This is a genomic window from Rhodobaculum claviforme (assembly GCF_016653255.1).
GTDB classification, from domain to species: Bacteria; Pseudomonadota; Alphaproteobacteria; order Rhodobacterales; family Rhodobacteraceae; genus Rhodobaculum; species Rhodobaculum claviforme.
Map to the genome: position 1 here is coordinate 1 of NZ_NHSD01000299.1, position 25,344 is coordinate 25,344.

Annotated in this window: 27 protein-coding genes; 10 read left to right on the plus strand and 17 right to left on the minus strand. The window is 69.8% G+C overall.

Annotated features, from left to right (window positions below; genetic code table 11):
- The 3 genes from CCR87_RS13530 to CCR87_RS13540 all read left to right on the plus strand — a co-directional run.
- On the plus strand, positions 1-852 hold an 852-nt coding region (locus CCR87_RS13530), incomplete at its 5' end, for a GTA baseplate fiber-binding domain-containing protein (RefSeq protein WP_476748501.1).
- On the plus strand, positions 845-1,555 hold the full coding sequence (locus CCR87_RS13535) for a DUF2793 domain-containing protein (protein ID WP_201158061.1): 711 nt from the start codon (positions 845-847) through the stop codon (positions 1,553-1,555). The genes CCR87_RS13530 and CCR87_RS13535, both read left to right, overlap by 8 nt.
- The gene (locus CCR87_RS13540) at positions 1,555-1,896 is read left to right on the plus strand and encodes a DUF7742 family protein (RefSeq protein ID WP_201158062.1); all 342 of its coding nucleotides are present in this window, start codon (positions 1,555-1,557) and stop codon (positions 1,894-1,896) included. The genes CCR87_RS13535 and CCR87_RS13540 overlap by 1 nt, the downstream gene beginning before the upstream one ends.
- On the opposite strand, the gene CCR87_RS13545 is transcribed toward CCR87_RS13540, so the two are convergent.
- From CCR87_RS13545 to CCR87_RS13580, 8 genes are all read right to left on the minus strand, one after another.
- Positions 1,874-2,866 (minus strand): ABC transporter substrate-binding protein, encoded by a 993-nt coding sequence (locus tag CCR87_RS13545; RefSeq protein ID WP_201158063.1) that lies wholly within the window; start codon positions 2,864-2,866, stop codon positions 1,874-1,876. The two genes, CCR87_RS13540 and CCR87_RS13545, sit on opposite strands and share 23 nt — an antisense overlap.
- Positions 2,867-2,904: 38 nt before the next feature.
- On the minus strand, positions 2,905-3,720 hold the full coding sequence (locus CCR87_RS13550) for an ABC transporter permease (RefSeq protein ID WP_242512017.1): 816 nt from the start codon (positions 3,718-3,720) through the stop codon (positions 2,905-2,907).
- Positions 3,721-4,055: 335 nt separating this feature from the next.
- Positions 4,056-4,955 (minus strand): ABC transporter permease, encoded by a 900-nt coding sequence (locus CCR87_RS13555; RefSeq protein WP_201158064.1) that lies wholly within the window; start codon positions 4,953-4,955, stop codon positions 4,056-4,058.
- Positions 4,952-5,176 (minus strand): hypothetical protein, encoded by a 225-nt coding sequence (locus tag CCR87_RS13560; RefSeq protein ID WP_201158065.1) that lies wholly within the window; start codon positions 5,174-5,176, stop codon positions 4,952-4,954. Before CCR87_RS13560 ends, CCR87_RS13555 begins: the two co-directional genes overlap by 4 nt.
- An 8-nt stretch (positions 5,177-5,184) precedes the next feature.
- Complete coding sequence (locus tag CCR87_RS13565) at positions 5,185-5,982, minus strand: ABC transporter ATP-binding protein (protein WP_201158066.1); 798 nt, start codon at positions 5,980-5,982, stop codon at positions 5,185-5,187.
- Positions 5,983-7,434: a dihydropyrimidinase gene (hydA, locus tag CCR87_RS13570; RefSeq protein WP_201158067.1), complete on the minus strand. Its 1,452-nt coding sequence runs from the start codon at positions 7,432-7,434 to the stop codon at positions 5,983-5,985.
- A gap of 63 nt (positions 7,435-7,497) precedes the next feature.
- Positions 7,498-8,751, minus strand: a complete 1,254-nt coding sequence (locus CCR87_RS13575; RefSeq protein ID WP_201158068.1) for a Zn-dependent hydrolase — start codon at positions 8,749-8,751, stop codon at positions 7,498-7,500.
- A 107-nt stretch (positions 8,752-8,858) separates the two neighbouring features.
- Positions 8,859-9,155, minus strand: coding sequence for a hypothetical protein (locus tag CCR87_RS13580; protein ID WP_201158069.1), 297 nt, complete (start codon positions 9,153-9,155; stop codon positions 8,859-8,861).
- A gap of 36 nt (positions 9,156-9,191) precedes the next feature.
- Here CCR87_RS13580 and CCR87_RS13585 point away from each other — a divergent pair, with 36 nt between their 5' ends.
- Complete coding sequence (locus tag CCR87_RS13585; protein ID WP_274609784.1) at positions 9,192-9,527, plus strand: sulfotransferase family protein; 336 nt, start codon at positions 9,192-9,194, stop codon at positions 9,525-9,527.
- A 296-nt stretch (positions 9,528-9,823) separates the two neighbouring features.
- Here CCR87_RS13585 and aptA read toward each other — a convergent pair whose 3' ends face one another.
- A complete protein-coding gene (gene aptA / locus CCR87_RS13590) occupies positions 9,824-11,149 on the minus strand; it encodes an omega-aminotransferase AptA (protein ID WP_201158071.1) in 1,326 nt (441 codons plus the stop codon).
- A gap of 148 nt (positions 11,150-11,297) precedes the next feature.
- On the opposite strand from aptA, the gene CCR87_RS13595 reads away from it, so the two are divergent.
- Positions 11,298-11,906: a TetR family transcriptional regulator C-terminal domain-containing protein gene (locus CCR87_RS13595; protein ID WP_201158072.1), complete on the plus strand. Its 609-nt coding sequence runs from the start codon at positions 11,298-11,300 to the stop codon at positions 11,904-11,906.
- 25 nt (positions 11,907-11,931) lie between these two features.
- Here the strand turns inward: CCR87_RS13595 and CCR87_RS13600 are convergent, their stop codons facing one another.
- The gene (locus CCR87_RS13600) at positions 11,932-13,014 is read right to left on the minus strand and encodes a site-2 protease family protein (RefSeq protein ID WP_201158073.1); all 1,083 of its coding nucleotides are present in this window, start codon (positions 13,012-13,014) and stop codon (positions 11,932-11,934) included.
- Positions 13,015-13,180: 166 nt separating this feature from the next.
- On the opposite strand from CCR87_RS13600, the gene CCR87_RS13605 reads away from it, so the two are divergent.
- A complete protein-coding gene (locus CCR87_RS13605; protein ID WP_338048927.1) occupies positions 13,181-14,512 on the plus strand; it encodes an NAD(P)-dependent oxidoreductase in 1,332 nt (443 codons plus the stop codon).
- 52 nt (positions 14,513-14,564) lie between these two features.
- Positions 14,565-15,863, plus strand: a complete 1,299-nt coding sequence (preA, locus tag CCR87_RS13610) for an NAD-dependent dihydropyrimidine dehydrogenase subunit PreA (RefSeq protein ID WP_201158075.1) — start codon at positions 14,565-14,567, stop codon at positions 15,861-15,863.
- 54 nt (positions 15,864-15,917) lie between these two features.
- Here preA and CCR87_RS13615 read toward each other — a convergent pair whose 3' ends face one another.
- Complete coding sequence (locus tag CCR87_RS13615; protein ID WP_201158076.1) at positions 15,918-16,310, minus strand: DUF4168 domain-containing protein; 393 nt, start codon at positions 16,308-16,310, stop codon at positions 15,918-15,920.
- Between the two features lie 277 nt (positions 16,311-16,587).
- On the opposite strand from CCR87_RS13615, the gene CCR87_RS13620 reads away from it, so the two are divergent.
- Positions 16,588-17,271, plus strand: a complete 684-nt coding sequence (locus CCR87_RS13620) for a M48 family metallopeptidase (protein WP_201158077.1) — start codon at positions 16,588-16,590, stop codon at positions 17,269-17,271.
- Here CCR87_RS13620 and CCR87_RS13625 read toward each other — a convergent pair.
- From CCR87_RS13625 to CCR87_RS13645, 5 genes are all read right to left on the minus strand, one after another.
- A complete protein-coding gene (locus tag CCR87_RS13625) occupies positions 17,268-17,807 on the minus strand; it encodes an RSP_2648 family PIN domain-containing protein (protein ID WP_201158078.1) in 540 nt (179 codons plus the stop codon). The two genes, CCR87_RS13620 and CCR87_RS13625, sit on opposite strands and share 4 nt — an antisense overlap.
- Positions 17,800-18,999, minus strand: coding sequence for an RSP_2647 family RNA methyltransferase (locus tag CCR87_RS13630; RefSeq protein ID WP_201158079.1), 1,200 nt, complete (start codon positions 18,997-18,999; stop codon positions 17,800-17,802). The genes CCR87_RS13625 and CCR87_RS13630 overlap by 8 nt, the downstream gene beginning before the upstream one ends.
- Positions 19,000-19,057: 58 nt before the next feature.
- Positions 19,058-19,246, minus strand: coding sequence for an RSP_7527 family protein (locus CCR87_RS13635; protein WP_201158080.1), 189 nt, complete (start codon positions 19,244-19,246; stop codon positions 19,058-19,060).
- Positions 19,247-19,386: 140 nt separating this feature from the next.
- The gene (locus tag CCR87_RS13640) at positions 19,387-20,262 is read right to left on the minus strand and encodes a phosphoadenosine phosphosulfate reductase (RefSeq protein ID WP_201158081.1); all 876 of its coding nucleotides are present in this window, start codon (positions 20,260-20,262) and stop codon (positions 19,387-19,389) included.
- A gap of 103 nt (positions 20,263-20,365) precedes the next feature.
- A complete protein-coding gene (locus CCR87_RS13645; protein WP_201158082.1) occupies positions 20,366-21,586 on the minus strand; it encodes an acyl-CoA dehydrogenase in 1,221 nt (406 codons plus the stop codon).
- A 378-nt stretch (positions 21,587-21,964) separates the two neighbouring features.
- Between CCR87_RS13645 and CCR87_RS13650 the strand changes: the two genes are divergently transcribed.
- Together CCR87_RS13650 and CCR87_RS13655 are read left to right on the plus strand one after the other, a co-directional pair.
- Entirely contained in the window at positions 21,965-22,963 is a 999-nt protein-coding gene (locus CCR87_RS13650; RefSeq protein ID WP_201158083.1) for a hypothetical protein, read from the plus strand.
- Positions 22,964-23,006: 43 nt separating this feature from the next.
- Entirely contained in the window at positions 23,007-24,176 is a 1,170-nt protein-coding gene (locus CCR87_RS13655) for a geranylgeranyl reductase family protein (protein WP_201158084.1), read from the plus strand.
- Positions 24,177-24,186: 10 nt separating this feature from the next.
- On the opposite strand, the gene CCR87_RS13660 is transcribed toward CCR87_RS13655, so the two are convergent.
- Positions 24,187-25,344 carry an FAD-dependent monooxygenase gene (locus tag CCR87_RS13660; RefSeq protein ID WP_201158085.1) on the minus strand — a complete coding sequence of 386 codons (1,158 nt, stop codon included), beginning with the start codon at positions 25,342-25,344 and terminating at the stop codon, positions 24,187-24,189.

Genomic DNA, 25,344 nt, shown 5'->3' on the forward strand with positions numbered 1-25,344 from the left:
GCCGGGTGGTCGGGACCTGCGGCGGTGTTCCACGCGTCGCCGGGCGGGGCGTTCACCCTCAACACCACCATTGCGCGGCGCGCGGCGGTGGGCATCACGCAGACACCGCTGGTGCGGGCACGGCCTGGCTTGTGGGACCGCGGGGCGGCGCTTCGGGTGCGCATGATGGACGCGGCTCTGGCCTCGGCCCCGGAGGAGGCGGTGCTGTCCGGCGTCAATGCCATGGCCATCGGCGATGGCACGGTGGACGGCTGGGAGGTCTTCCAGTTCGCCCGGGCCGAACTTGTGGCCACGAACCTGTGGGAGATCCGTGACCGGTTGCGGGGGCAGGCCGGCACCGATGCGGTGATGCCCGACGTCTGGCCCCCGGGCAGTCTGGTGGTTCTGCTGGACGGTGCACCGCAGCAGATCGCGCATGCGCCCGGATTGGTCGGGGTGGCGCGGCGGTATCGCATCGGTCCGGCGGATCGGCCCCTCGATGATGCGACCTATGCCGAGCTGATGGCGGTCTTTGCCGGGATCGGCCAGCGACCCTATGCACCGGCGCATCTGGAGGCGCGGTGGCGGACCGATGGCGCGCTGGATGTGACCTGGGTCCGGCGCACGCGCATCGGTGGCGACAGCTGGACCGGCGAGGATGTCCCCCTCGGTGAGGTGCGCGAGCGCTATCGCGTGCGGGTCCTGCGAGGCGGTGCGGTGGTGCGCTCGACCGACGTCGACCGGCCGCACTGGCGCTACAGCCTGGCAGAGCAGGCCGCGGATGGCGCCGGGGCGCCGCTCACGGTCGCTGTTGCGCAGATTTCCGACACCCATGGCCCCGGCCCCTTTACGGAGACGCACACCGATGACTAGGACCCCGCTGCTGGCCTTGCCGCTGCTGCAACCCGCGCAGGCGCAGAAACATGTCACCGTCAACGAGGCGCTGGCCCGCCTCGATGCGCTGTCGATGCTGGTGCTGGAGGCGCGCGGCGCCAACACGCCACCCGCCGAGGCCGAGGAGGGAGCGACCTGGGGTCTTGGCGTCGATCCGACCGGCGACTGGGCCGGGCAGGGCGGTCGCATCGCCATCCGCCTGGGCGGCGGCTGGGTGTTCGCCACCCCCCGGCGTGGTTGGCGCGCCTGGATCTCGGAGGAGGGCGCGCAGGCGGTCTTTGACGGGGCGGCATGGCGCGGAGGGGTGCTGGCGCTGTCGCCCAGCGGGGCGGGATCGTTCATGCGCGTCAAGGAGTTCGAGCACGTGGTCGCCCCGGGCTCGGTCTCCCAGAGCGATGCGGTGATCCCGGCGAATGTGCTGGTGCTTGCCGTCACCGCCCGCGTGACGCAGTCGATCACCGGCTCGCTTGCGACATGGCGTCTGGGGGTGGCGGGGGCGCCGGACCGGTACGGCAGTGGTCTGGGCCGCGAGGTCGGGGCCTTTGCGCGGGGCCTGCTGGGAACGCCGATGGCGCATTACGCCGCGACGCCGCTGGTGCTGAGTGCGACGGGCGGCAGCTTTGCCGGTGGGCGGGTGCGCATCGCGGTGCATTACTACGAACCCAGCCTGCCGGGGCTCTGATGCGGCCGGTCCTGCATGGCGATGTCGTGGCTGCTGCGCGGGTGCTGTTGTGCGTGCCCGAGGTGCGCCGCGGCCGTGTGATGGCCGAGCTTTTGCGGGCGGCGGATCTTGCGGACCGATACCGGCGTGTCACCGGGCGCGTCCATCCGGACTTTGGCACCGGCAGCCTGCTGGCGGCCAGTGCCGCCTGGACGCGGCAGGACGAGCCCGCGCTGGACGATCCCGAGTATCTGGACTGTCTGGTCGCGGTTCTGGTGGCCTTGCGCCGACGGGTGGCCCGCCCGGCCCGTCACGCGGACGGCCGGGCGGGTCCTTGTGTCACTGCAACGCGAGGTCGCTGACGGCGTGGGTCCAGGCGGCGTCGCCGGGATGCTCCGAGATCACCGGGTCGGAGCCGCCGGCGAGCAGGGTCTGCACGGTGCGCTCGAAGTCATCGGGGTCGAGCGCGCCGTTGGAGCCGGCGGTCAGTTGCGACACCTCGCGCATCATGCGGATCTGGTGCTGCTCGGTCTGTGCGCCGGTGTCGTCGAACTCCAGCACGATCATGGCCGCCTCTTCGGGGTTTTCCAGCGCCCAGTCCCAGCCCCGCATGGAGGCGCGCACGAAGCGGGCCATCTTGTCGACGAACTCGGGATCCTCAAGGCGATCCTCGAGGACGTAAAGGCCATCCTCCAGCGTGGCGACGCCCTGATCCTCGTACTTGAAGGTGACCAGTTCATCTTCGGAGATGCCGGCGTCGATGACCTGCCAGTACTCGTTGTAGGTCATGGTCGAGATGCAGTCGGCCTGGCGCTGCAGCAAGGGGTCGACGTTGAAGCCCTGGCGCAGCACCTCCACCCCGTCGTCGCCGCCGTCGGTGGGGATGCCCAGCGTGCTCATCCAGCTGAGGAAGGGGAATTCATTGCCGAAGAACCATACGCCCAGGGTGCGACCCGGAAAGTCCTCGGGACCGGTGATGCCGGTATCGGCAAGGCAGGTCAGCATCATGCCGGAGCTGGCGAAGGGCTGGGCGATGTTGACGAGCGGCAGGCCCGCTTCGCGGGCGGCCAGCGCGGCGGGCATCCATTCGACGATCACATCCGCGCCGCCCCCGGCGATCACCTGCGGGGGGGCGATGTCGGGACCGCCGGGGCGGATGGTGACGTTGAGTCCCTCCTCCTCGTAGAAGCCGTTTTCCAGCGCCACATAGTAGCCGCCGAACTGTGCCTGCGTGACCCACTTGAGCTGGAGCGTCACGTCGTCCATGGCCCAGGCGCCGCCGCTTGCGAGCACCCCGGCAAGCGCCGTTGCGGTCAGTTTGATGGTCTTCATCAGTGCCTCCTTGTTGGGGCCCCGTTGGTGGGGCCTTTTTATCCGCGGCGCCGTTGCGAGGGGTGCCAGAAGGTCACCCGACGCTCCAGCAGCGCCCATACACCATAGAACAGAGATCCTGCGATCGCCGCCACGGTGATCTCGGCCCAGACCATGTCGAGCTGCAACCGCCCGACCTCGGTGGAGATGCGAAAGCCCATCCCGCGCGTCGGCGAGCCGAAGAATTCGGCAACAATGGCGCCGATCAGCGCAAGGGTCGAGCAGATCTTGAGCCCGTTGAAGATGAACGGCATCGCTGCGGGCAGGCGCAGGCGCCACAGGTCCTGCCAGTAGCTGGCAGACCATGTGTGCATCAGGTCCCGCTGCATCCGGTCGGCCGAGGCGAGGCCCTGCACGGTGTTCACCAGCATCGGAAAGAACACCATCGCGACCACGACCGCCGCCTTGGACGGCCAGTCGAAGCCGAACCACATCACCATGATCGGAGCGGTCCCGATGATGGGCAACGCGGCGACGAAGTTGCCCACCGGCAAAAGCCCGCGGCGCAGGAAATCGGAACGATCCACCAGCACCGCGAACACCAGCGCGGCGGCGCAGCCGATGGCATAGCCCGACAGCGCCCCCTTGACGAAGGTCTGTACGAAATCGACCCAGAGGATCGGCGCGGAGCTGGCGATCCGGGCTGCGATCAGCGACGGCGGCGGCAGGATCACCCGCGGCACGCCGGCGCCCTGGACCACGACCTCCCACAACCAGAGCAGGGTCAGCCCGAAGAGAACCGGAATGATCAACCCGAGGGTCCGCTGGATGGCGGGTGCGCGGGGGCGGATCTCGGCCAGCCAGGCAACGAGCATCCACGCCCCCAGCCAGACCGCCGCCACCGCGAGCCAGACACTCGGGCCCGACGGGGGTGCGGCGTGGCGCACCAGCGCGTAGCCCCCGAGCCCGAGCGCCAGAGGCACCAGCGTCAGCGCGGGAACGAGCCGGAGCCGCCCGGTGGTCGCCATGCCGCCAGCGACGGTCGCCACCAGCAGCCACGCCAGCGCGGACGGCGCCGGGGCCGCTGCGGGATCGGCCCCGAGCCAGAGCGCCACCGCCCCGGTCAGCGCCAGCGCCATGGCCCAGAGCTGCACGACACCCGCGCGCGGCACCGGGCCGCCGAGCGTCCCTGACAGATCTTCCCGAACGCTCATGTCGCCATCCCCATGCGGCGCAGTGTGATGCGCTGCACCAGTCCGACCAACCCCACGAGCGAGGCCGCGACGATCGCGGCGGCAAACAGCGCCGACCAGATCTGGAGCGTCTGTCCGAAGTAGCTGCCGGCCAGCAGCCGTGCCCCCAGCCCCGAGACCGCGCCGGTGGGCAGTTCCGCCACGATGATCCCCACCAGCGATGCCGCGATCCCGATCTTGAGCGAGGCGAACAGATACGGCATCGACGCCGGCAACCGCAGCTTCAAAAGCGTCTCGGGCCCCGAGGCGTTGTAGGTCCGCAGCAGGTCAAGCTGCATTGCATCCGGGGCGCGCAGCCCCTTGACCATGCCCACCACCACCGGAAAGAACGACAGATACGCTGCGATGATCGCCTTGGGTATCAGCCCGGTGATGCCAACGGCGTTCAGAACCACGATGATCATCGGCGCCAGCGCGAGGATCGGAATGGTCTGGCTGGCGATCGCCCAAGGCATGACGGAGCGATCCATTGCCCGGTTGTGCACGATCCCGATGGCCAGCACCAACCCCATCGCGGTGCCCATGGCAAAGCCCAGAAGCGTCGCCGACAGCGTCACCCAGCCGTGAAAGATCAGGCTGCGGTTGGACAGCGTGCCGGTGTTGACGATCCCGCGGCGGCCCTGGGTTTCCTCCACCCAGGTGGAGGCCCAGAGCTCCTGCGCCACCTGGTGCGGGGCAGGCAGGCGGGGCCGCTGCTGTCCGAGGGTGTCGGCGACGATGTCGCGCAGCGTCAGCTCCACGCCCGCCCGCGCGGCCTGATCGCGGGTCCACTGCGCGTTCACGGGGATACAGGCGGCATACCAGATCGCGAGGATGACGGTGACGACGGTCAGCACGGGAAGGATCGAGCGGGTCATGGTGCCTTTGTCCCTCCTTTGCCCATCTTGCCTTCCTTTCGCAGAAGGGTTGCCGCCCACCGCATGTCATGCTGCCATGTGAAAAAGAGATCCCCTGACGCGCGCAACTCCGTCTCGTGTTCATTCCGGAGGTGTTTCGCCACATCGACCAGACAGGCCTCGCCGCCGGCGGCCGTGATGGCATCCATGACCCGGACTTTCAGATCGGTTCGGTCGGCCATCGCCCTGCCTACTCCTCGCGCCCGTGACCCTCGCGCAGACCCTCGCGGACGCGGTGGGCGACCTCGATGAACTCGGGCGTGTCGCGGATGTCGAGGGGGCGTTCGCGCGGCAGGGGGCTTTCGATCACGTCGGTGATCCGCCCCGGACGCGGCGACATGACCACGATCCGGGTGGAGAGGTATACCGCCTCGGGGATGGAGTGGGTGACGAAGCCGATGGTCTTCTCGGTGCGGTGCCACAGCCGCAGGAGTTCCTCGTTGAGGCGGTCGCGCACGATCTCGTCGAGCGCGCCGAAGGGTTCGTCCATCAGCAGGATGTCGGCGTCAAACGCGAGTGCGCGCGCAATGGAGGCGCGCTGCTGCATGCCGCCCGAAAGCTGCCAGGGGTATTTCTTCGCGAACCCCGACAGCTCCACCAGCTCCAGCACGCGGGCGACCCGCTCGGCCTGCTCGGCGCGGGAATAGCCCATGATCTCCAGCGGCAGGCGGATGTTGCCACCGATGGTGCGCCACGGATAAAGCCCCGCGGCCTGGAAGACATAGCCATAGGCGCGCGCCTTGCGTGCCGCCTCGGGCGTCATGCCGTTCACGGTGACGGTGCCTCCGGTGGGGTGCTCGAGGTCCGCGATCACCCGCAGGAAGGTGGTCTTGCCACATCCCGAGGGGCCGATGAAGGACACGAAGTCGCCCTTTCGGATCGTCAGGTCCACGTCCTTGAGGGCGTGGACCGGACCATCGGCGGTTTCAAACACGAGATCGAGACCCCGGGCCTCGATCACCGGGGTGGTGGTGGGCGCGTCGGACATTCAGACCCCGCTGGCGGGAATGCCGCTGCGCGGCACGGGTTGCGGGGCGATCAGGTCCTTCCAGGTCGACAGCGCGGTGTTGACGGCGCCGTTGGCCTTGCGGGCGACGAACTGGCCATGGCCCTCGGCGCCCCGCAGCTCACCATCATGGACCATGACCCGACCGCGGCTGAGGGTGAAGCGCGGCAGGCCTTTCACCTCCTTGCCCTCGAACACATTGTAATCGATGGCCGATTGCTGGCTCGCGGCGGTGATGGTCTTGGACTTCTGCGGGTCCCACACCACGATGTCGGCGTCCGCGCCCACGGCGATGGTGCCCTTGTGCGGGTACATCCCGAAGATCTTGGCCGCGTTGGTGGAGGTCACGGCGACGAATTCATTGGGCGTCAGCCGCCCCGTGGCTACACCGTGGGTCCACAGCATCGGCATCCGGTCCTCCAGGCCCCCGGTGCCGTTCGGAATCCGGGTGAAATCGCCCACCCCGTAGCGCTTCTGTTCGGTGGTGAAGGCGCAGTGGTCGGTGGCCACCACTGACAGCGATCCCGCCTGAAGCCCGGCCCAGAGGCTGTCCTGGTGTTGCCTGTCGCGGAATGGGGGCGACATCACCCGGCGGGCGGCGTGGTCCCAGTCGGGGTGAAAGTACTCGGCTTCGTCCAGCGTCAGGTGCTGGATCAGCGGCTCGCCCCAGACCCGCTTGCCCTGCTGGCGCGCGCGGCGGATGGCCTCGTGGCTCTCCTCGCAGCTGGTGTGCACGACATAGAGCGGAACGCCCGCCATGTCTGCGATCATGATCGCGCGGTTCGTGGCCTCGCCCTCCACCTGGGGCGGGCGGGAATAGGCATGGCCCTCGGGGCCGGTGTTGCCCTCGGCCATGAGCTTGCGCTGCAGCTCTGCGACCACGTCGCCGTTCTCGGCGTGGACCATCGCGACACCGCCGATTTCTCGCACGCGGCGGAAGCTTGCGAACAGCTCCTCGTCGTTGACCATCAGCGCGCCCTTGTAGGCGAGGAAATGCTTGAACGAGGTGATGCCACGGGCCACGACCTGCGGCAGCTGGTCGAACACCTGCTCGCTCCACCAGGTCACAGCCATGTGGTAGCTGTAATCGCAATGCGCCCGCGTGGACTTGTTGTGCCACATCTGCAGCGCGTCCAGCGGCGCCTGACCGGGGGCGGGCAGGGCGAAGTCGATCACCATCGTCGTTCCGCCCGCCAGCGCCGCCCGCGTGCCGCTGTCGAAGTCATCGGCCGAGTAGGTGCCCATGAAGGGCATTTCCAGATGCGTGTGCGGGTCGATCCCGCCGGGCATGACGTAGCAGCCCGTCGCGTCCAGCTCCGTGTCGCCCTTGAGGCCGTCGCCGATCTCGACGATGCGGCCGCCCTCGATCCGCACGTCGCCTTCCCAGGTCAGGTCGTGCGTGACGATGGTTCCGTTTCTGATGACGGTGCTCATTTTTCGGTCTCCCTGTCGTGGGCGGCCGCCGGTCCGGTCTGGCCGCCCCTGCCGTTCGCCGCGTCAGCCTTCGACGATCTCCGCCGTCTCCAGAACCGCGTGCATCAGCACGTCGGCGCCCGCGCGGGCCCAGTCCTTGCTGATTTCCTCGGCCTCGTTGTGGCTGAGGCCATCTTCGCACGGGCACATGATCATCGCCGTGGGGGCGACGCGGTTGATCCAGCACGCATCGTGCCCGGCCCCGGACACGATGTCCATGTGGCTGTAGCCCAGACGCTCGGCCGCGGCCCGGATGCGCGCGACCAGCGTTTCGTCAAAGGCCGGGGGGTCGAAGGCGCCGGCCATCTCATGCGCAAAGGTGCAACCCAGATCCGCGCAGATCTTCGGGGCGCGCTCCAGCAACTCGTCGGCCATGGCCTCCAGCGTTTCCTGCACATGGCTGCGGAAATCCACCGTGAAGACAGCGGTTTCGGGGATGATGTTGCGGCTGTTGGGGTGGATGTCGATGTGGCCGATCGCGCCCACGGCGTTGGGCTGGTGCTTCATGGCGATCTCGTGGACCAGCTCCGTGATCTGCGCCAGTCCGCGGCCGGCATTGCGCCGCACCGCCATGGGGGTCGATCCGGTGTGGCTGGCCTTGCCGGTCACGGTGCACTGGATCCAGCGCAGGCCCTGCCCGTGGGTGACGACGCCCACGTCCTTGCCCTCGGCCTCCAGGATCGGGCCCTGTTCGATGTGCAGCTCAAGATAGGCGTGCATCTTGCGCGCGCCCACCTCCTCCTCGCCCTGCCAGCCGATGCGCTTGAGTTCGTCCTCGAACGACAACCCGTTGGCGTCCTTGCGGCCATAGGCGAACGCGAGGTCATGCACCCCCGCGAAGACGCCCGACGCCAGCATCGCGGGTGCGAACCGCGTGCCTTCCTCGTTGGTCCAGTTCACGACGACGATGGGACGGCGCGTGCGGATGCCCAGATCACGCATGGAGCGGATGACCTCCAGCCCCCCCAGGACGCCCAGAATTCCGTCGTACTTGCCCCCCGTCGGCTGCGTATCGAGGTGGCTGCCCACATACACCGGCAGCGCCTCGGGATCGGTGCCCGGAAATTCAGCAAACATGCTGCCCAGACGATCAACCTTGACACTGCCACCGGCGTCCTCGCACCAGCGCTGGAACAGCGCGCGGCCCTCGGCATCCTCATCCGTCAGGGTCTGGCGGTTGTTCCCCCCGGCGACCCCAGGACCGATTTTCGCCATCTCCATCAGGCTGTCCCAGAGGCGGTCGGGATTGATCTTGAGGTTGCTTGCGGGTGCGGGCATGTACATCTCCTTGATCGATGACCTTAGGGACTTCGTAGCCGGGTACAAGCGGGGGCCGCAAGTCGTCCCTTGGGCGGTTGCGCTGCGCCCTGCAAGGTGCTCGGATGTCAGCGGCTCATTAACTGATCCGAAACGAACATGTTTCTCCGCTGCATGAGGGTCTTTGCGCCCTTGCGCTCCGGTCTGCGATGCTCCGTCTGATGCTGGATGCCCATCCTTGGAGGGCGTGCATCGGTGAGCATGATTATCTGGTCGTCGATCGGGGGCAGGACGCCGACTGATGGGTGATTGACCGAAGCCGACTGCATCAGGATCGAAGCTTTCGCAATCAAATTGAGGGGGGGGCCGGAGGACGATGATGCGCTGGGCGCGCTTGAGCGGATGATCGCCTGGATTGCATCCAAGGGCCAAGGTCTTCCGTCCTCACGCTGCATCGCAATCTGGCCAAGGTGCTTGCGTTGTTGCCCGGCGCGCCAGGAGTGCACATTCTGCGCGATCCGAGTGATGTCGCACGTTCCAATATTGCCATGATGTGGACAGGCAACGTGTATTTCGGTGCCGACACATGGCTTAAGACCGAGCGTGACGGGCAGGATCATGGTCATCACGCCGCAGATCGCACCCTGGCCATGCGTTACGAAGATCTCGTGTCAGACCCCGAGGGTGTGCTCACCCAGATCTGCGCGCATGTGGACCTCGACTTCGATCCGGTGGTGCTTGGCTATGGTGCGACCACAACCTACGATCCGCCAGATCCGTCTTTGGCCCAACAGTAGCATCACAGGCTTACGCCCGCAGAGATCCGCCTTGTCGTGGCGCGGGTGGGTGATCTCCCGACGGACAGGGGGTACGCCTCCAGTGGCTTGGTGCCGCTTGCCCCGTTACAAACCATCTTGCCTGGCTGCGGGGCACGAACCGCCTTGGCGTCTGGCGTCGGCTTGTTCGTACCTGCGGCTGGTGTCCGCGGGTCAAGCAAAAGCTTGGTCGGATGCCGGGCCTGCGCGCGCTGGAACGGTCGGGACGCCGAGAGCGTGAGGCAATCGCTCTCGGCTGCCTGAAGTGACCCGGCTGGTCATGCGATCGCGTGCAGAACCCCCCGCAACGTCCCGAACAGCTCATCGATCTGGGCTTTCTCGATGATCAGCGGCGGGCTCAGCGCGATGATGTCGCCGGTGGTGCGGATCAGGAGGCCCTTGTCGTAGGCCTCGAGGAAGGCGGCGAAGGCGCGCTTGGTGGGCTCTCCGGGGATCGGTTCCAGCTCGATGGCGCCGATCAGGCCCATGTTGCGGATGTCGATGACGTGGGGGCAGTCGCGCAGGCTGTGCAGGCCTTCCTCCCAATAGGGCGCAAGCTCGGCGCAGCGCTCGAACAGGCCCTCCTCTCGGTAGGTGTCGAGCGAGGCGATCGCGGTCGCGCAGGCGATCGGGTTGGCCGAGTAGGTGTAGCCGTGGAAGAGCTCGATCAGGTGCTCCGGCCCGGTCATGAACGCGTCGTGAATGGCGGCCGAGGTCAGCACCGCCCCCATCGGGATGACGCCGTTGGTCAGGCCCTTGGCGCAGGTGATCATGTCGGGCGTCACGTCGAAGTGCTGCGCCGCGAACGGGCTGCCAAGGCGCCCGAAGCCTGTGATGACCTCGTCGAAGATCAGCAGGATGCCGTGTTTCGTGCAGATCTCGCGCAGCCGCTGCAAGTAGCCCTTGGGTGGGATCAGCACGCCGGTGGAGCCCGCCAGCGGCTCCACGATGCAGGCCGCGATGGTCTCGGGGCCGTGCAGTGCGACGATGCGCTCAAGCTCGTCGGCGAGGTGCGCGCCGTGCTCGGGCTGGCCACGGGTCCAGCGGTTTTCCGGGATGTGGGTGTGGGGCAGGTGGTCCACGCCGGCCAGAAGCGTGCCGAACATCTTGCGGTTGTTGACGATGCCGCCGACCGAGATCCCGCCGAAGTTCACCCCGTGATAGCCCCGCTCGCGGCCGATCAGCCGTGTGCGGGCGCCGTCGCCGCGCGCGCGGTGATAGGCGATGGCGATCTTCAGCGCCGTCTCCACCGCCTCGGAGCCGGAGTTGACGAAGAACGCATGCGCCATGGTGTCGGGCGCAAGGTCCACCAGGCGGTTCGCCAGTTCGAAGGCGCGCGGGTGGCCCATCTGGAATGCGGGCGCATAATCCAGCTCGGCCGCCTGGGTCTGGATCGCCTCCACGATGCGCGGGCGCTTGTGGCCGGCGTTGCAGCACCACAGCCCCGCCGTACCATCGAGGATCTGCCGCCCGTCCGAGGTGGTGTAGTGCATCCCCTCGGCGGCGACGATCATGCGCGGCGCCTTCTTGAACTGCCGGTTGGCGGTGAACGGCATCCAGAATGCGTTCAGGTCATTGGGCGCGGCGGGGCGGTCGAGGGCCATGGGATGCTCCTGTCAACTGGGACGCCGGGTCTGGGACCGCTGCAGTGCGGCGGGTCGTTTGACACCGGTGTTGCGACGACGCTACCAGAGCGGGGCATGCAGTCAAGATGACGCGGGCGCCGTGCGGGGCCCCGGCGCGGAGGCTCCGATGACCGTCCAGGTTCCCACCCGCATCCAGATGCGCAACCGGCGCCGCATTCTCGACGCGGCGCTGGAGGTGTTTGCGCAGCGTGGCTTCGATGGCGCCACGCTGGACCGCATCGCACAGGCCGCGGGGTTGTCGAAGCCCAACGTCCTTTATTATTTCGACAGCAAGGCGGCGATCCATCGGGCGCTGCTGACCGACCTGCTGGAGGCATGGATCGCGCCCCTGCGCGCGCTCGATCCCGACGGCGACCCGCAGCGCGAGATCCTTGGATATGTGCGCCGCAAGCTTGAGATGTCGCGTGAATTTCCCCGTGAAAGCCGTTTGTTCGCAAACGAGATCCTGCACGGCGCACCGCATGTGCAAGGTTTCATCCGGGGCGAGTTGAAACGGTTGGTCGACGATCGCGCCGCGGTCATCGGCGGCTGGGTGCGCGCAGGGCGCATCGCGCGGGTGGACCCGGTGCACCTGATCATCTCGATCTGGGCGCTGACCCAGCACTACGCGGACTTCGAGGCCCAGATCCGCATGATCCGGGGCGAGGATGCCGACCCGCTGGACGGTGCGGCGGAGCATCTGGAGATGCACTTCACCCGCCTGCTGGCCCCCTGACCCCGGCCAGAGGGGGGCCGCGCCGTCAGCCCCGCCCCGACACCACCATCAGCTCTCCGATGTTTTCGTGGGTGACATAGCCGATCAGCCCGCCCGAAGGTCCGGTGACGCCCACCGCCGGGCTCCGGGCGCTGGCCATCGCCTCCATCGCCGCCTCCAGCGGCGCGCCCAGCGGCACGGTGGGCACGTCGCGGGTGATGTGGGGGGCGATGGGGCGCGCGCGCCGCCCCTCCTCCTCGGTCAGGGCAGCATAGAGGGCGCGACGCGTGAGCAGCCCGACCATCCTGCCGGTCGGGTCCACCACCGGAAACTCGTGCTGCGTGGTTCGGATCAGCGCCGCCGCCGCCTCGTTGAGCGAGGCATCTTCGGCCAGCGTCTCGAAGTTGGTGATCATCGCCGCGCGCACCCCGGTCTGGCGGCCAAAATCCTGCATCGCGACAAAGCTGCTTTCGGCCCCGGCGGCGATGAAGATGAACACCGCGATCAGCACCAGCAGCGGGTTGGCCGTATAGAGCCCCAGAAACCCGAACAGAAACGCCATCGCCTGGCCCGCGTGCGCGGCAATGCGCGTCGCGCGAACCCGTGGAAGCCAGATCGACAGCACCGCGCGGAACACCCGCCCCCCGTCCATCGGGAACGCCGGCAGCATGTTGAACAGCACCAGAAACAGGTTCACCATCGCGACCCGGGCGAGGAAGCCCTCGGCCGGGTCCTCGATCTGCATCAGCGCATCGGCGGTCAGATCGACGCGGAACACCCCCACCAGAACCACGAAGATCACGATGTTCACCGCCGGTCCCGCCAGCGCGACCGCGATCTCCTGGCGCGGCTTTTCGGGCATGCGCTCCAGCCGGGCCATGCCGCCGATGGGCAGCAGCGTGATGTCGGGCGTGGCGATGCCGTAGCGGCGTGCCATCAGCGCATGGCCATATTCATGCGCCACCACGCAGGCGAACAGCACCAGGATGAACGCGATGTTCACCACCGCCGCCACCGGCCCCGCCGCCACAAAGGCCACCGTGCCCACCCACAGCAGCAGCAGAAAGAACGTCGCATGCACGCGCAGTTCCGAGCCGAGCAGACGGCCGATGGCAAAGGACCAGGTCATGGGGCGTCTCCGCGTACTCTTGCTGCACAGAACCTAGGCGCCCGGGTCCGGGGCGCAACACGCAGGCGCCGGGTTTCGTGGGGGGGCGATATTTTACCAATTGATAAAAAAAATGACCCATGTCAGCCTCGGGTTCAAAGAAGCCAGCCAACCCGGGAGGTTGCCAGTGTCCACACCCCAGACCCCCGGCATCGTGGCCGGGCGGCTCGCACCCGCCACGATCGCCGAGAACTTTGCCGACATCCACCCGCTGCTCGATGCGCACGAGGCGCGGGTGGCAGCGGACCGGTGCTATTTCTGCCACGATGCGCCGTGCGTCACCGCCTGCCCGACCGAAATCGACATCCCGCTGTTCATCCGCCAGATCCAGGCCGGCCAGCCGCAGGCGGCGGCGCGCACGATTTTCGACCAGAACATCCTCGGCGGCATGTGCGCCCGCGTCTGCCCGACCGAGACGCTGTGCGAGGGCGCCTGCGTGCGCGAGGCCGCCGAGGGCAAGCCGGTGGAGATCGGGCGGTTGCAGCGCCACGCCACCGACACGCTGATGGCGGCGGGGGGGCATCCTTACGCGCGCGCCGAGCCCACCGGCAAGCGTGTCGCCGTGGTTGGCGCGGGGCCGGCGGGTCTGGCCTGTGCGCATCGGCTGGCCATGCATGGCCACGACGTGGTGGTCTATGAGGCGCGCGAGAAACCTGGCGGGCTCGATGAATACGGCATCGCGGCTTACAAGACGCCCGGCGGATTTGCCCAGGACGAGGTTGCGTGGCTGCTGCGCATCGGCGGGATCGAGATCCGCACCGGCCAGGCGATCGGGCGCGACATCACGCTGGAGGGGCTGCGGGCGGAGCATGATGCGGTGTTCCTCGGGATGGGCTTGGGCGGTGTGAACGCCCTGCGCGCCGAGGGCGAGGACCGCGACGGCGTCCGCGACGCCGTCGATTTCATCGCCGAGCTGCGCCAGACGGACGATCTGTCGGTGCTGCCGGTGGGGCGGCACGTGGTGGTGATCGGCGGCGGCATGACGGCGGTGGACGCGGCCGTGCAGTCGAAGCTGCTGGGTGCGGAGCATGTGGCGATGGTCTATCGTCGCGGGCCCGGGCGCCTCAGCGCCTCGGCCCACGAGATCGCCCATGCGCAGACCGCGGGCGTGCGCGTCATCACCAACGCAAGCCCCGTCGCCGTCCATGGCAACGGCGCCGTGCGCGAGGTGGAGTTCGCCTATACCGAGGACACCCCCGACGGCCTGCGCCCCACCGGCCAGACCTTTCGCCTGCCCGCCGACCAGGTGTTCAAGGCCATCGGCCAGACCCTCGATGGCGCACCCGGCGATCTGGAGGTCGACGGCGGCAAGATCGCCGTGACCGGGGCGGGCCGCACCTCGGTGCCCGGCGTCTGGGCCGGGGGTGACTGCACCGCCGGCGGTGAAGACCTGACCGTCACCGCCGTCGCCCAGGGCCGTGACGCGGCCGAGGACATCCACGCCGCATTGACCGCCTGAGCCGGGACGGCCCTGCGGGGCCGCCCGCCACCCGCTTTCAGGGAGACGACCCATGGCCAACCTCGCCTCCGAGTTCCTCGGCATCCGCTCACCCAACCCGTTCTGGCTCGCCTCGGCGCCGCCCACCGACAAGGAATACAATGTCGTGCGGGCGTTCCGCGCGGGCTGGGGCGGCGTGGTGTGGAAGACGCTGGGCCTCGATCCGCATGTCGTCAACGTCAACGGTCCGCGCTATGGCGTGGTCTATGGCGCAGACCGCCGGGTGCTGGGCATCAACAACATCGAGCTGATCACCGACCGCCCCCTCGAGGTCAACCTGCGCGAGATCAAGGCGGTCAAGCGCGCCTGGCCCGACCGGGCGATGGTCGTCAGCCTGATGGTGCCCTGCGACGAAGACAGCTGGAAAACCATCCTGCCGCTGGTCGAGGACACCGGCGCCGACGGGATCGAGCTGAACTTCGGCTGTCCCCACGGCATGAGCGAGCGCGGCATGGGCGCCGCCGTCGGCCAGGTGCCGGAATACATCGAGATGGTCGCGCGCTGGTGCAAGAAACACACCCGCATGCCGGTGATCGTCAAGCTGACGCCCAACATCACCGACATCCGCTTTCCTGCCCGCGCGGCCAGGGCGGGCGGCGCGGATGCGGTGTCGCTGATCAACACCGTGTCGTCGATCACGTCCGTCAACCTCGACAGCTTCAGCCCCGAGCCGATGATCGACGGCAAGGGCACGCACGGCGGCTATTGCGGCCCGGCGGTCAAGCCCATCGCGCTGAACATGGTGGCCGAGATCGCCCGTGACGCGGAAACCCGCGGCCTGCCGATCAGCGGCATCGGCGGCGTGACCACCTGGCGCGACGCGGCGGAGTTCATGGCCCTGGGCGCGGGCAACGTGCAGGTGTGCACCGCGGCAATGACCTATGGCTTTGGCATCATCAAGGAGCTGACGGCGGGGCTGTCGCTGTACCTGGATGACAAGGGGATGGCGCTGTCGGATCTGGTGGGCCGCGCGGTGCCCAACGTCACCGACTGGCAGTACCTCAACCTCAACTATGTGACCAAGGCGCGCATCGACCAGGACAGCTGCATCAAGTGCGGGCGCTGCTATGCCGCGTGCGAGGACACCTCGCACCAGGCCATCGCCATGAAGCCCGGCCGTGTGTTCGAGGTCATCGACGCCGAATGTGTCGCGTGCAACCTGTGCGTGGACGTCTGCCCGGTGGAGGACTGCATCACGATGGAGCGCCTCGCCCCCGGCACGCTGGACCCCAGGACCGGGCAGGTCGTGGGCGACGGGCATGCCGACTGGACCACCCATCCCAACAATCCGATGTCGCGCGCCGCCGAGTAAGGCATGAAAAAGCCGCCGCCCCGGCGGGGGGCGGCGGCGCAAGGTCGGGGTCGATCAGCCTTCGCTGGCCATTTCCTGCAACAGCATGACGATGCGCTCGTTCAGCTCGGCATCGGTCTGGGCGGCCTCGTTGATCTCGAAGTACCGCTCCAGGCTCATGCCCGGCTCGTCCTCCAGCGCCGTCATCATGGCGGTGTTGCCTTCCTCGATCAGCTGCTGCTGCTGATCCTCGGACTCGGCCGTCTCGATCCGCTCGATGTAGATGTCGCGCACCTCGGACATCGCGAGGGTGGCGCGCACGAAGGCCGACAGCTCGTCCTCGTTGACCTCCTCGACCGCGCCGGGCTGGGCCGTCTGCGCCATCAGCGCGACGGGGGCGAGGGTCATCCCGCCCAGCATCACGGTCGTCCCGAGCGCGGTGGCGGCGAGTGCGTTCCTGAAGGTCATGTGGTCTCCTGTTTGCGGTTCCGCTCCGCAAGGCCCGGCCGGGCCCGCGGTCGTTCCAAGAGGGTAGGGGGTCATGCGCCGCAGACAACCACCCGCCGCCGCGACAAGGCCCGACCGGCGAGGTCTTGCCGCTGCGCCTGCCCGCCGCCCGGCGGGGTCTTGCCGAAAATGGCCCCGCGCCCGATCAGGCCTTGCGCAGGCCGGAACGGTCCGGGGGCGGGCGGGCTGCGACGATGGCGGCGTTGTCGACCGGCGGTGCACGCCCCATATTCACCCCATGCTGTATGTCACGCCAATCCTTCTGGCTCTTGCCTATGCGCTGGTGGTTCACGCCTTCGCCGCCTGGCGGACGGGGCGCGAGCTGGACGCGAACTCCACGGAGCTGGCGGACCCCGCCCTTCGGCGGCTGACCGACCGGATGGCGCGTGCCGTCGGGATCGACCGCATCCGCGTTCACGTCTATGAGATCGCGCCGGTGAATGGCCTTGCGGCACCCGACGGGCGGATCTTCATCACGCGCGGGTTCCTCGAGCGGCACCGCGCCGGGGCCGTCACCGCCGAGGAGCTGGCCAGCGTCATCGCGCATGAGCTGGGCCATGTTGCGCTGGGCCATTCGCGGCGACGGATGATCGATTTTTCGGGGCAGAACGCAGCGCGGGTGGCGATCGCGACCGTGCTCAACCGATTCCTGCCGGTGGTGGGGCCGCTGGTGGCCAACGGCCTGATGACCCTGCTGGCCGCGCGGCTGTCGCGCGCCGATGAATACGAGGCCGACGCCTATGCCTCGGCGCTGCTGATCAAGGCGGGCATCGGCACCGCGCCGCAAAAGAGCCTGTTTCGCAAGCTCGAGGCGTTGACGGGCGGTGGCGGTGGCACCCCCGCCTGGCTGATGTCGCACCCCCGCACCGAGGATCGCATCCGCGCGATCGAGGGCAACGAGACCCGCTGGTTGGGCCGCTAGGACGCGCCCAGCGCCTTGCCCAGCCGTGGCAGCCCCGCCCGCTTCAGCAGCGCGCGCACCGGGCGTGCGGTGCCCGCGATGGCTTCGGCACGGGTTACGGCCTGGGCCACGGCGTCCTCGACCGCGGCCGGATGGGCCAGCCACAGCCGCATCAGAAGCGTGTCCGGCGCCTCGGCCCGCAGCCCGAGGGCGGCCAGGCTCCGGGCAGGGAAATCGCGCAGGTTCAGGGTGATGATCGCCTCGGCCCCCCCCGCCAGCGCGGCGGCCAGCACATGCGCGTCGCCCGGATCGGGCAGCGAAAGGGTGGCTTCCACGCCGTCCTGTGGTTGCACCTCGGCGCCGGGAAAGGCCGCAGCGGCCCGCGCCACGGCCGGGCCCGCGTCATCGCCGCGCCGGGCCGCAGCATGTGCCCATTCGGCCAGGATTCGCGGCGACCACAACGGCACGAACACCCCCCGCTGCGCCACGCCCAGCAGCACCTCCCGCAGCACCGACGGATACAGCACGCAGGCGTCCAGCAGGAGTCGTTCAGCCATCGAGCCGCATGAACAGCGCCTTGAGATAGCCGCTCTCGGCCAGTTGCGGCAGGGTGGGATGGTCGGGGCCGGCAAAGCCGGTGTGCAGGATCTGCGCACGCCGCCCGGCCCGGCCGACGCCGCGCCCGCTGGCGGTCCGGAAGCGCGCCAGATCCACCGCATGCGAGCACGAGCAGAGCACCAGATATCCCCCCGGCGCCACCAGCGGTGCCGCCAGCCGCGCCACCCGCTCGTAGGCGCGCAGGCCCGCATCCATCGCGCCGCGGTGCGGGGCAAAGGCCGGAGGGTCGCACACCACGAGATCGAATCGCGCCTCCGTGCTCGCCAGGTCCTCCATCACCGCAAAGGCATCGCCCTGCCGCGTCTCCAGCCGATCACCCAGCCCGGAGGCGGCGGCGCCCGCCTCGGCCAGCGCGAGCGCGGGCGCCGAGCCATCGACCGCCAGCGCGCCGTGCGCCCCCGCCGCCAGCGCCGCCAGCGCAAACCCCCCGACATGCGAAAACACATCCAGAACCCGCCCGCCGCCGGCCAGCCGCGCGGCAAAGGCATGGTTGTCGCGCTGGTCCAGAAACAGGCCGGTCTTCTGTCCGCCCAGCACATCGGCCATGTAGGTCGCGCCGTTCATGCGCACCGGGACCGGTTCGTCCACGGCGCCCCGCAGCACGACGGTTTCCTCTGCCAGCCCTTCCAGCCCCCGTGCGCGGCCCTGGCCGTTCTTGACCACGCGGTTGACCCCGGTGACGGCCACCAGCGCCGCCACCAGGGGCTCCAGATGCGCCTCGGCCCAGGCGGCGTTGGGCTGGATCACCGCCAGATCCCCGAACCGGTCGATGACCACCCCGGGCAGGGCGTCGGCCTCGGCATGGACAAGACGGTAGAACGGATCGGGATACAGCCGGTCTCGCAGCGCCAGCGCCGTGCGCAGGCGGGCGGCGATCCAGTCGGCGTCGATCTGCGCCTCGGGATCGCGGTCCATCATCCGCGCCGCAATGCGCGAGGTCGGGTTGACCGTGACCAGACCCATGGGCCGACGCTCGGCGTCCTCCAGCACCGCCAGCGTTCCGGGCGCAAGCGCGCGGGTGCGGCGGTCGGTGACGATCTCGTCGCCATAGACCCAGGGAAAGCCATGGCGCAGCGCGCGGGCTTCGGCATTTGGGCGCAAGCGCACCGTGGGGCGGGGGGAGGTGTTCATCCCTCCCCCTTACGCGGTCGGTCGCGGCACTGGAAGAGGGCGCGACCGGTCGTCGGTCTCAGGCGGTGCGGGACTGCCCGGCGCCGCGGAATGCTGCGGCGCGGCGTGCGACCATCTGGCCCAGCGCGCGCATCATGTCGCCGAACGCTTCGGCGCGCAGTTCGCGGGCACGGCGCTCGATGGCAACCATATCAAGGTTTTCGGGAAGTTCGAAGCTGATCTCGTCGGTGGCAGTGCGGCGGTCCATGTCACCCTCCTCGGGGTTTGCTTTGCATGTGCAGAAATCTAGGCGTCCGCCCCCTCGGACACCACCGCCAATCCGTCAGGCCCGCCATGCACCGGCTGCATGAAAAAGTCTTTCGCATGCATCCGCATGCCGGGTTTTCCTCAGGGAGGATCCTCGCGGTCCAGGACCGCACGGGCCACCCGGCGGGCCAGCCGCCCGCGCCCCCGCAGCGTCAGCTGCGACAGGAGCCGAAGCAGATGCCCCGCGTCGCGCCGCCGCGCGGCCCGGTGCGCCCGATGCACCAGCGGCGCCCGCAGCGCCCCGCGCGCGGCAAGGCGCAGCAGCTCCGCGACCAGACCGGTCTGCGCCATTGCCACCTCGGGCCGCGCCCCGGCGCCATGACAGCGCAGCCGCAGCACATGCGGGCGGGTGAACAGCGCCGCGTGCATCGCGTCCTCGGCCACGCGGGGATCATAGACGAGCAGCACGCTGGCCGCCCCCTCGACCATGTCCGGGGCGAAGCTGTAACGGTCGGTGAAGTCCAGCCGTCGCGCGTGGGGAAAGCGGCGGTCCCATTCGGTGGCCGGGGCCTGCAGCGTCGCCTGTGGCCGGATCGCCACCACCGCACAGCCGGGGGCGGCCACGCAGAAGCTGGCGGCGGCATACCCCCCCATGCCGATGCCGAAGAACACCACGCGGTCGAACGTCTCGAAGAAGCCCTCGTCGATCAGCCGGTCGAAATGGGCGTGCACCGCAGGATCGCGCCACCACGTCGCCCCGTTGGCCACAACCGACAGGTGCGACCATCCCTGGTCCCGGACAAGGCCCGCAAGCGCCAGCGACGGGGGCGCGACCTGCGGCAGGGTGTCGAAGCTGACCAGCAGCACCGGTCCGGCCGGGCGCAGCAGCGCCGCATGGCGCATGCCCAGCGCGGTCAGCTCATCCGTGGCGCGGGTGCCCGAAGACAGCGCGGCCAGCCACGACTCCGCGGTCTGTCCCGCCCCGGGGACGCGTGTCTGAACCACAGGGTCCTGCATGGCGCCAGCCGCGGGCCCTTTGCTGTGCGCCCTCCACCCTGCACCGGCGGGCCACGCCCCGCAAGCGCGCCGGCCTGCGGGGTGGGGCGCGCGGTGCGTCTGATCAGAAGAACGCCTGCAACCCCGTCTGTGCGCGGCCCAGGATCAGCGCGTGCACATCGTGGGTGCCCTCATAGGTGTTCACCGTCTCCAGGTTGATCATGTGGCGCATGACCTGGTATTCGCCGGCGATCCCGTTGCCGCCGTGCATGTCCCGGGCCATGCGCGCGATGTCCAGCGCCTTGCCGCAGTTGTTGCGCTTGATCAGGCTGATCATCTCGGGGGCTGCGCGCGCGTCATCCATCAGCCGACCGACGCGCAGGCTCGCCTGCAGGCCGAGGGCGATCTCGGTCTGCATGTCCGCCAGCTTCTTCTGGAACAGCTGCGTCTGGGCCAGCGGGCGGCCGAACTGCACCCGATCCAGCCCGTACTGCCGCGCGGCAAGCCAGCAGTATTCCGCCGCGCCCATCACGCCCCAGCTGATGCCATAGCGCGCCCGGTTGAGGCACCCGAACGGGCCCTTCAGCCCCTCCACGCCGGGCAGCAGCGCATCCTCGCCGACCTCGACCCCCTCCATCACGATCTGGCCGGTGATCGAGGCGCGCAAGCTCAGCTTGCCGCCGATCTTGGGCGCGCTCAGCCCCTCCATGCCCTTGTCGAGCACGAAGCCCCGGATCTTGCCGCCATGGGCGTCGGACTTGGCCCAGACGACGAACACATCCGCGATCGGGCTGTTGGAGATCCAGGTCTTGGTGCCGGTCAGCCGATAGCCGGTGGCGGTCTTCTCGGCGCGGGTCTTCATGCCGCCGGGATCCGAGCCCGCATCGGGTTCCGTCAGGCCGAAGCACCCGATCAGCGTGCCCGCGGCCAGCCCCGGCAGATACTTCTGCCGCTGCGCCTCGGAGCCGTAGGCGTGGATGGGGTACATCACGAGGCTCGACTGCACGCTCATCATGGAGCGGTAGCCGCTGTCCACCCGCTCCACCTCGCGCGCGATCAGGCCATAGGCGACATATCCCGCCCCCAGACCGCCATAGCTTTCGGGGATGGTGACGCCCAGCAGGCCCATCTCCCCCATCTCGGCAAAGATCTCGGGCTCGGTGCGCTCCTCGGCATAGGCGGCGATGACGCGGGGTTGCAGCTTGTCCTGCGCATAGGCGCGCGCGGCGTCGCGCAGCATGCGCTCTTCCTCGGTCAGCTGGTCCTCGAGCAGGAAGGGATCCCCCCAGGCGAAATGGCCAAGCTCGGGGGCGTCCTTGGTCCGGATCGGTGTGGCGTCGTTCATCTGCCCGCCTTTCTGGGTCTGTGTCTGACGGTGTTTTAGCGCACTGCGGACGCGCGGGCAACGCGGCGCATCTTGATCTGCATCAAAGTGGCATCCCGCAATAGCAATTAAACGGGACTCAAGTTGACCGGTGGCCTGCCCATCGGCGCCCATGTCCTCCCTGTCCCCGGCGTCTGACGCTTGGGCACCTGGCACCGTCGACCCAGCGTCGCACGGTGCCTTTTTCTTCTCCGCCGTCCTGTTGGCAGGGGTGTCCGCGGCCCGGGGGCGCCGGTGCCGGGGGGGCGTGGCCCCTGCGACCGGCGACTTGTTGCCGACGGGCGGCTGCGCCATAGTGCGCGCGGGCGCCTCGGGCGCGTCAGGGATAAGGGGATGCGGATGCCTGCAAGCGTCTGGGTTGGGGCCCGTCGTCGGGTCGCCTCGGTCATCCTTGGCCTTGCTGTCATGGCGATGCCCGCCACCGCCGAAATCCCCGGTCAGGAGGCCTCCGCTTTCCAGGACGCCGTCGCCGCGTGGCTGGCCGAGGACGAGGGCACAGCCCTGACCGATCTGGCCGCGCTGGCGCAGGGGGGCAATGCGGCGGCACGGATTCTGCTGGCGCTGATCGACAAGACCCCCGCCCTGCAGGGGCCATGGCTGTCGCACCAGTCGCGCGACGCGCGGCTGGAGCTGATGCGCGCCCCCGGCGGGATGTCGGGGCGCAGCTGGATGACCGCCGCCGCCGCGCAGGTTCCCGTGGCCGGGCTGTGGCTGCAACTGTGGCGGGTGGATGCGCCGATCGATCTGCCGCTGGCCTTTGCCCGGGCCGACGAGCCGCGCGCCGCGCGCGAGGCCCTTGTGGCGCTGGCGGTGCGCGAACGGCGCGGCTTTGCCGGGATCGCCGATGCGCCGGGCTATCCCGACAGTCTGCGATTCCTCGTCTGGCGCGAGTGGCTGGAGGACCCCGACACCGCCGCGCGCGTGCGCACCGAGCTTGCGCTGATCCCGCCGGGCGATCCGCAGCGCGCCCGCATCGGCACGCCTCCGGCGCCCGGGGCGCTGGCCGAGTGGCTGTTGTCGGCGCCCGAATCCGCCGCCATCGCTGCGCTGTGCACCACGCGCTGCCCGGCCGCGCCCGGCGACTGTGCGCTGGCCGCGCATGACGCGCTGGCCAGCCACCGCGCGCTGCTGGTGTTCGGCAGCCCCTCCGAGGCGCTGATTCCCTCCGATGTGTTCCACGCCAGCCCCAAGGGGCAGTCGTCGCTGCTGCGGCGGATCCTGCTGGCGGTCGATGCGCGCGGACGCCGCGCCCAGCTTGCACGGGCCGAGGCGCGCGACAGCTGCCTTGCGGACCTGTTGCAGTCCGAGGCCCAGCGCTACATCCCGCGGCGCGACTGAGACCGCCGGGCCGTGGCGGCAACCGGGGCAGGGGGGCGCGCCGATGCGCACACACTATGACGTCGCGGTGATCGGGGCGGGTCCGGCCGGTGCCGCGGCGGCGCGCCATGCCGCGGGGCTGGGCCTGCAGGTGGCGCTGGTGGACCGCGCGGTCTTTCCGCGCGACAAGCTGTGCGGCGGCGGTGTGACGGGCCGCGCGGCGACGGCGTTGCGCGATGTGTTCGGGCTGGGGATCACGCCGGATCTGTTCCGCTCCACCGCGCGGGTGCGTTTCCAGGCCGGCACGCGCGTCCTGGGCCGGATCGAGGACGCGCCGCCCCTGCACATGACCATGCGCCGCGCCTTCGATGCCCGTCTTCAGCGCGCGGCCTGCGCGGCCGGGGCCGTCGCGGTGGAGCGTGCCCGGCTGTCCGGCATCGACACCGCCACGCGCAGGATCACCCTGGAGGGGGGCGGGGGGCTGTCCTATGGCGTGTTGATCGGCGCCGATGGCGTCAACAGCGCGGTCGCGCGGCACCTGTTCGGCCGGGCCTTCGATCCCGCCACCATCGCCTTTGCCCTGGAGGTGGAGGCCCCCACCCCCCCCGACGACTGGCTGGAGATCGACTTCGACGCCGCCCCCTGGGGCTATGGCTGGGCGTTTCCCAAGCATGACACCCTGACGCTGGGGGTGGGGGGGATCCACCGCGCCAATCCCGACCTGCGCGCCCGGCTGGAGGCGTATCTGGCCCGCCACGGGGTCGCCGCGTCCGGGCTGCGGTGCAAGGGGGCGTTCCTGCCGGCGGGCGATGTGCGCGCGGTGCCCGGGCGCGGGGCGGTGGTGCTGGCGGGCGATGCCGCCGGGCTGGTCGATCCGATGACCGGCGAGGGGATCGCCCATGCCATCACCTCGGGCCGGCTGGCGGCCGAGGCCGCGGCGGCCGCGCTGGCCGGCGGCCGTCCGGACAGCGCGCTGTCCCACTATGCCCGCGCGCTGGCGCCCCTCCAGGCCGAGATCCGGCTGGCCCGCCGCCTTCAGGCGCTGGTGTTCGGGCCGCTGACACATGGCCCGATGATGTCCCTCGTGGCCGCGCGCCCCGGCCTGCAACGCCGCGCCGTGCGCCTGCTGGCCGGCGAGGTCGACTATGCCGACCTGCGCCGCGGCTTTGCGCGCAAGCTGGCCCGCCACGGGCTGGCGGCGGTGTGGAGCCCGCTCGCGCGGCGGATGGGCTGAAGCGCCGCCGTCAGTCCGTCACGTCGTGGCCATAGATCCAGTCGAAGCGGCGCAACGCCATCCCGGGCGCCACCGCCCCCCCCACGCGCAAGGCGGCATGCGCCATCGCCCGCGCCGGTCCCGACAGGTGATAGAGCCGCGCATTGCGCCCGGCCGTGGCCACGATGGCCGCGCAGCGCGGCGCCCGCACGGCCTGCCATGCCGCCAGCGTCCCGCCGTCCAGCGCGGCGGCGAGGCTCCAGGCATCCTCCAGCGCCATGTTGGCCCCCTGGGCCATGAACGGCAGGGTCGGATGCGCTGCGTCGCCAATGATCGCACAGCCGGGTCCATGCCAGACCCGCGCCACCGGATGACGGAACAGCCCCCACACATGCACCGTGCGCACCGCCGACAACCAGCCCGGCACCGGACCGCCGATCCCGGCAAAGGCCGCGCGAAACGCCTCCGGATCGCCGCGGTGGTGCCAGCCCTCCTCGGCCCAGGCGTCGCGTTCCTCGAAGGCGGCAATGTTGCGCAGGCCGCCCCCGCGCAGGGGATAGCTGACGAGATGCCGCCCCGGCGCCATGAACAGCTGCGCCACCGGATCGGCGGCACCCGGGGCATCGGGGTCCTGCGCGATCAGGGCGCGCCAGGCCACCTGACGGGTGAAGAACGCGGCCTCGGCCGTGTTCAGCGCCCCGCGCACCACCGAGCGCAGCCCGTCCGCCCCCACCACGAAGTCCGCCCGCATCGCGGTGCCGTCGGCCATCTCCAGCCGGGGCGGGGTGCCGGGCACCACGCGCAGCATCTGCGCGCCGGTGACGATCTCCACGCCCGCATCGCGCGCGCCCGCCTCCAGCAGGCCGATCAGGTCGGCGCGGTGCAGGAAGTGATACGCCCCCCCCCGCGCGCCCAGATCGAGCCGCATCACCCGCGCGCCCGTGCGCCCCTCGCGCAGCTCCACCGCCGCGGCGGTGGAGCCACAGGCCGCCAGCGCCGCCTCCAACCCCAGCGCGCGCAGCACCACGCTGCCGTTCGGGCTGATCTGAAGGCCCGCGCCGACCTCGGTGATGGCGGGGGCCTGTTCCAGCACCCGCACCCGGGCGCCACGCCGCGCCATCGCCAGCGCCGCCGCCAGACCCGCAACGCCGCCGCCGACGACCGTGACCCGTTGCCCCGACAGTGCCAC

What these genes read in the sequence shown, in the direction of transcription:
- CCR87_RS13535 (WP_201158061.1), top strand. Translation starts at nt 845, where the DNA reads ATGACTAGGACCCCGCTGCTGGCCTTGCCGCTGCTGCAACCCGCGCAG.
- CCR87_RS13540 (WP_201158062.1), top strand. Translation starts at nt 1,555, where the DNA reads ATGCGGCCGGTCCTGCATGGCGATGTCGTGGCTGCTGCGCGGGTGCTG.
- CCR87_RS13545 (WP_201158063.1), bottom strand. Translation starts at nt 2,866, where the DNA reads ATGAAGACCATCAAACTGACCGCAACGGCGCTTGCCGGGGTGCTCGCA.
- CCR87_RS13550 (WP_242512017.1), bottom strand. Translation starts at nt 3,720, where the DNA reads ATGCTCGTTGCCTGGCTGGCCGAGATCCGCCCCCGCGCACCCGCCATC.
- CCR87_RS13555 (WP_201158064.1), bottom strand. Translation starts at nt 4,955, where the DNA reads ATGACCCGCTCGATCCTTCCCGTGCTGACCGTCGTCACCGTCATCCTC.
- CCR87_RS13560 (WP_201158065.1), bottom strand. Translation starts at nt 5,176, where the DNA reads ATGGCCGACCGAACCGATCTGAAAGTCCGGGTCATGGATGCCATCACG.
- CCR87_RS13565 (WP_201158066.1), bottom strand. Translation starts at nt 5,982, where the DNA reads ATGTCCGACGCGCCCACCACCACCCCGGTGATCGAGGCCCGGGGTCTC.
- hydA (WP_201158067.1), bottom strand. Translation starts at nt 7,434, where the DNA reads ATGAGCACCGTCATCAGAAACGGAACCATCGTCACGCACGACCTGACC.
- CCR87_RS13575 (WP_201158068.1), bottom strand. Translation starts at nt 8,751, where the DNA reads ATGCCCGCACCCGCAAGCAACCTCAAGATCAATCCCGACCGCCTCTGG.
- aptA (WP_201158071.1), bottom strand. Translation starts at nt 11,149, where the DNA reads ATGGCCCTCGACCGCCCCGCCGCGCCCAATGACCTGAACGCATTCTGG.
- CCR87_RS13595 (WP_201158072.1), top strand. Translation starts at nt 11,298, where the DNA reads ATGACCGTCCAGGTTCCCACCCGCATCCAGATGCGCAACCGGCGCCGC.
- CCR87_RS13600 (WP_201158073.1), bottom strand. Translation starts at nt 13,014, where the DNA reads ATGACCTGGTCCTTTGCCATCGGCCGTCTGCTCGGCTCGGAACTGCGC.
- preA (WP_201158075.1), top strand. Translation starts at nt 14,565, where the DNA reads ATGGCCAACCTCGCCTCCGAGTTCCTCGGCATCCGCTCACCCAACCCG.
- CCR87_RS13615 (WP_201158076.1), bottom strand. Translation starts at nt 16,310, where the DNA reads ATGACCTTCAGGAACGCACTCGCCGCCACCGCGCTCGGGACGACCGTG.
- CCR87_RS13620 (WP_201158077.1), top strand. Translation starts at nt 16,588, where the DNA reads ATGCTGTATGTCACGCCAATCCTTCTGGCTCTTGCCTATGCGCTGGTG.
- CCR87_RS13625 (WP_201158078.1), bottom strand. Translation starts at nt 17,807, where the DNA reads ATGGCTGAACGACTCCTGCTGGACGCCTGCGTGCTGTATCCGTCGGTG.
- CCR87_RS13630 (WP_201158079.1), bottom strand. Translation starts at nt 18,999, where the DNA reads ATGAACACCTCCCCCCGCCCCACGGTGCGCTTGCGCCCAAATGCCGAA.
- CCR87_RS13635 (WP_201158080.1), bottom strand. Translation starts at nt 19,246, where the DNA reads ATGGACCGCCGCACTGCCACCGACGAGATCAGCTTCGAACTTCCCGAA.
- CCR87_RS13640 (WP_201158081.1), bottom strand. Translation starts at nt 20,262, where the DNA reads ATGCAGGACCCTGTGGTTCAGACACGCGTCCCCGGGGCGGGACAGACC.
- CCR87_RS13645 (WP_201158082.1), bottom strand. Translation starts at nt 21,586, where the DNA reads ATGAACGACGCCACACCGATCCGGACCAAGGACGCCCCCGAGCTTGGC.
- CCR87_RS13650 (WP_201158083.1), top strand. Translation starts at nt 21,965, where the DNA reads ATGCCTGCAAGCGTCTGGGTTGGGGCCCGTCGTCGGGTCGCCTCGGTC.
- CCR87_RS13655 (WP_201158084.1), top strand. Translation starts at nt 23,007, where the DNA reads ATGCGCACACACTATGACGTCGCGGTGATCGGGGCGGGTCCGGCCGGT.